Origin of the sequence: Halomonas sp. (assembly GCF_031581305.1) — a bacterium.
Lineage (GTDB): Bacteria > Pseudomonadota > Gammaproteobacteria > Pseudomonadales > Halomonadaceae > Halomonas.
In genome coordinates this window covers 1-3,764 of record NZ_JAVLBC010000259.1, presented here as the reverse complement: position 1 = coordinate 3,764, position 3,764 = coordinate 1, and the positions used below count along the sequence as shown (strand labels likewise).

The 3,764-nt window shown below is 67.6% G+C and carries 3 protein-coding genes; 2 read left to right on the top strand and 1 reads right to left on the bottom strand.

Translation table 11 applies throughout. The features are described from left to right. Positions 1-39: 39 nt before the first annotated feature. Positions 40-2,214 carry a malate synthase G gene (locus RI841_RS15325; RefSeq protein WP_310706497.1) on the bottom strand — a complete coding sequence of 725 codons (2,175 nt, stop codon included), beginning with the start codon at positions 2,212-2,214 and terminating at the stop codon, positions 40-42. 231 nt (positions 2,215-2,445) lie between these two features. On the opposite strand from RI841_RS15325, the gene RI841_RS15320 reads away from it, so the two are divergent. Together RI841_RS15320 and RI841_RS15315 are read left to right on the top strand one after the other, a co-directional pair. Next, complete coding sequence (locus tag RI841_RS15320) at positions 2,446-3,420, top strand: alpha/beta hydrolase (protein ID WP_310706496.1); 975 nt, start codon at positions 2,446-2,448, stop codon at positions 3,418-3,420. After that, a partial coding sequence (locus RI841_RS15315; RefSeq protein WP_310706495.1) for a hypothetical protein occupies positions 3,417-3,764 on the top strand: 348 nt, incomplete at its 3' end. The genes RI841_RS15320 and RI841_RS15315, both read left to right, overlap by 4 nt.

The following is a 3,764-nucleotide window of genomic DNA, read 5'->3' as shown; positions in this document are numbered from 1 at the left end:
CCCGGAGCCCGGAGCCCGGAGCCCGGAGCCCGGAGGCGATTATTTCGCCTTGTGCACGGCACGCCAGTGGTGCAGCAGCGGCTCAGTGTAGCCGGCGGGCTGCTCGCGGCCCTTGAAGATCAGGTCGCTGGCGGCCTGGAAGGCGGTCGAGGCGGCGAAGTCAGCGCTCATCGGCGTGTACTCCGGGTCATCGGCGTTCTGCTGGTCGACCACCTTGGCCATGCGCTCCAGGGTTTCCCGGACCCGGGCCGCATCGACCACGCCATGGTGCAGCCAGTTGGCGATGTGCTGGCTGGAGATCCGCAGGGTGGCGCGATCCTCCATCAGCGCCACGTCATGGATGTCCGGCACCTTGGAGCAGCCCACGCCATGCTCGACCCAACGCACCACATAGCCGAGGATGCCCTGGCAGTTGTTGTCCAGCTCCTGCTGGATATCCGCGTCGCTCCAGTCGGCGCTCTCGGCCACCGGCACGGTGAGCAGGTCATCCAGGACGTCTGGCTCGCCCTGCCCCTCCAGCTCACGCTGGATGGCGGCGACGTCCACCTGGTGGTAGTGCAGGGCATGCAGGGTGGCGGCGGTGGGCGAGGGCACCCAGGCGGTGTTGGCACCGGCCTTGGGATGGCCGATCTTCTGCTCGAGCATGGCGGCCATCAGGTCCGGCATGGCCCACATGCCCTTGCCGATCTGGGCGCGGCCGCGCAGGCCGCAGGCCAGGCCGACCTGGACGTTGTTCTTCTCGTAGGCCTGGATCCAGGCGGAGCCCTTCATGTCGCCCTTGCGGATCATCGGGCCCGCTTCCATGGCGGTGTGCATCTCGTCGCCGGTGCGGTCGAGGAAGCCGGTGTTGATGAACACCACCCGCGAGCTGGCCTCCGCGATACAGGCCTTGAGGTTGACCGAGGTGCGACGCTCCTCGTCCATGATGCCCATCTTCAGGGTGTCGCGGGCCATGCCGAGAATGTCCTCGATGCGACCGAACAGCGCATTGGAGAAGGCGACCTCCTTGGGGCCGTGCATCTTCGGCTTGACGATGTACATGGAGCCGGTGCGCGAGTTGCGCGGCTCGTTCTCGCCCTTCTTGAGGTCGTGCAGGGCGACCAGGCCGGTGACGATACCGTCGAGGATGCCCTCGGGCAGCTCGTTGCCGTCGGCATCCAGTACCGCCGGCGTGGTCATCAGGTGGCCCACGTTGCGCACGAACATCAGCGAGCGGCCCGGCAGAGTGACGGTGCCACCCTCGGTGTTGTGCCAGGTGCGATCGGCATTGAGACGGCGGGTGATGGTCTTGCCGCCCTTCTCGACCTGCTCCTCCAGGTCACCCTTCATCAGGCCCAGCCAGCTCGCATAGACCCCGACCTTGTCCTCGGCATCTACCGCGGCCACGGAGTCCTCGCAGTCCATGATGGTGGTCAATGCCGCCTCGACCACCACGTCCTTGACGCCAGCCGGGTCGGTCTTGCCGATCGGGTGGCTCGGATCGATCTGGATCTCGAGGTGCAGGCCGTGGTTGGCCAGCAGGACGGACTCGGGGCTCTCGGCCGGGCCGTTGAAGCCCGCCAGCTTGCCCGGGTCCTTGAGGCCGGTCTCGCGACCGCCGTCCAGGGAGACCACCAGGTGACCGTCACGCAGCGCGTACTTGACGGCATCGTGGTGGGAGCCGGTGGCCAGCGGGGCGGCGCGGTCGAGCACGCCGCGGGCGTAGCCGATGACCTTCTCGCCGCGCTTGGGGTTAAAGCTCGAGCCTTTCTCGGCACCGCCCTCCTCGGAGATGGCGTCGGTGCCGTAGAGGGCGTCGTAGAGGCTGCCCCATCGGGCGTTGCCGGCGTTCAGCGCATAGCGCGGATTGTTGACCGGCACCACCAGCTGTGGGCCGGCCTGGACGGCAATCTCGCGGTCGACGTTGGCGGTGGTCACGCTGACCTTCGCCGGGGCCTCCACCAGATAGCCGATCTCCTCCAGGAAGGCACGGTAGGCGGCCATGTCGCGGACCGGACCGGGGTGCTCGCGATGCCAGGCATCGAGCTTCTCCTGCAGGCGATCGCGCTCGGCGAGCAGTTCGCGGTTCTGCGGGGTCAGATCATGGAAGAGGGCGTCGATGCCGGCCCAGAAGGCTTCGGGGTCGACACCGGTGCCCGGCAGGGCCTGTTCGTTGATGAAACGGTCCAGCTCGGCGGCCACCTGAAGGCGATGGCGAGTAATGCGTTGGGTCATGGGTCGTGCTCCTCATGCTTGGCTGCTCGGTGCCCCCTGGCACCGACCGGCCGGACAGGGAATGATGACTGCGTGGACTAGATTTTGTGGAAAATACTTCCACATGTAAAGCCGTACTCGACGCTTGTGGCCCGGAGCTAGACCAAATGATAAGGCTTCGACCGACCGCCGAGGCATTGCTGGCCGGGCCGGCGGCTTGGCGCTAGCATGAACGGGCATTAGGAGAAATCGATGAGCGACTTCACCCCCCTGCAGGCCCTGGGCTCCCTGGCCCCAGCCGACCTGTCGGGCCAGGACCTCGAGCGCTACCTGGGACACTATGGCCTGGCGCCCTTGCTTGCCAAGCATGTGGGGCTCTATGTGGGCTACCTGGAGACCGGCGACTTCCGCCTCTGGACACAGGTCTGGAGTCCCGAGGCGCCCATCGGTACGGCCTTCGTGGTCCACGGTTACTTCGACCACCTCGGCCTCTACCGACACCTGCTGGAGTGCCTGCTCGCGCGGGGCTGGCGGGTCGTGCTCTGGGACCTGCCCGGCCATGGGCTCTCCAGCGGCCGCCGTGCCTCCATCGACGACTTCAATGACTATGGCAGCTGCCTGCACCATCTGCAGCAACATCTCGAGGAGGAGGGGCTGGCCCCGCGGCCCTGGCTGGGCATCGGCCAGAGCACCGGAGCGGCGATTCTCGCCACCGACGCCCTGACCCGTGGCGACGATGGCGCCTGGTCGGGCCTGGCGCTGCTGGCACCGCTGGTGCGCCCCTGGGGGTGGAACCAGTCGAGCTGGCTGCACCGCCTCGTCGGGCCCTTCGTGGAGTCGATCCCCCGCAAGTTCCGCGACAACTCCACGGATGCCGACTTCGCCGACTTCCTGCGCGAGGGAGACCCTCTCCAGGCCGACCGCCTGGCGATGGACTGGGTGGGCGCCATGCGCCGCTGGATGCCCCAGATGCTGGCACTGCCGCCGAGCCCCGTTCCCACCCTGATCCTGCAGGGTGAACAAGATCTAACCGTGGATTGGGAGTGGAACCTCGAAGTGCTGGCACGCAAGTTCCCCGGCGCCGAGATCCATCGCCACCCCGAGGCCCGTCATCACCTGGTGAACGAGGCCGAACCGATCCGCCGCGAACTCTTCACGGTACTCGACCGCTTCATTGCCGGACTGGAGCCGGCCAACACCCCGCCTCGGGAGGCGACATCACCATGAAGCCCTCTTTGCCCCTGCTGCTGTCGACCCTGCTGCTCACCGGCTGTGCTGCGGCACCGGAACAGCCGACGACACTGCGCCAAGCCCTGTTCGGGCTGGGTGAACGCGCCGCTGAGCAGCTCACGGCGACACCCCCCATGCCCAGTCCAGCGGCAGACCAGGTCCTGCTGCTGGCCAGGCCAGACGTCGACCACCGCCTGGGGCTCGGCGATGAACGCGTGCTCGAGAGCCTGACTCGCGCCCTGCTGGCGGTTTCCGACGGTCCCCAGGTGCTGGAGTGGCGGGACGCCATGGCCGAGGGGGGCGGTGACAACCAGTGGCGCCTGGAGAGCCGACTCGAGGCC

Excerpts from the sequence above, each read along its gene's own strand:
- RI841_RS15320 (WP_310706496.1), top strand. The coding sequence starts at position 2,446 with ATGAGCGACTTCACCCCCCTGCAGGCCCTGGGCTCCCTGGCCCCAGCC.
- RI841_RS15325 (WP_310706497.1), bottom strand. The coding sequence starts at position 2,214 with ATGACCCAACGCATTACTCGCCATCGCCTTCAGGTGGCCGCCGAGCTG.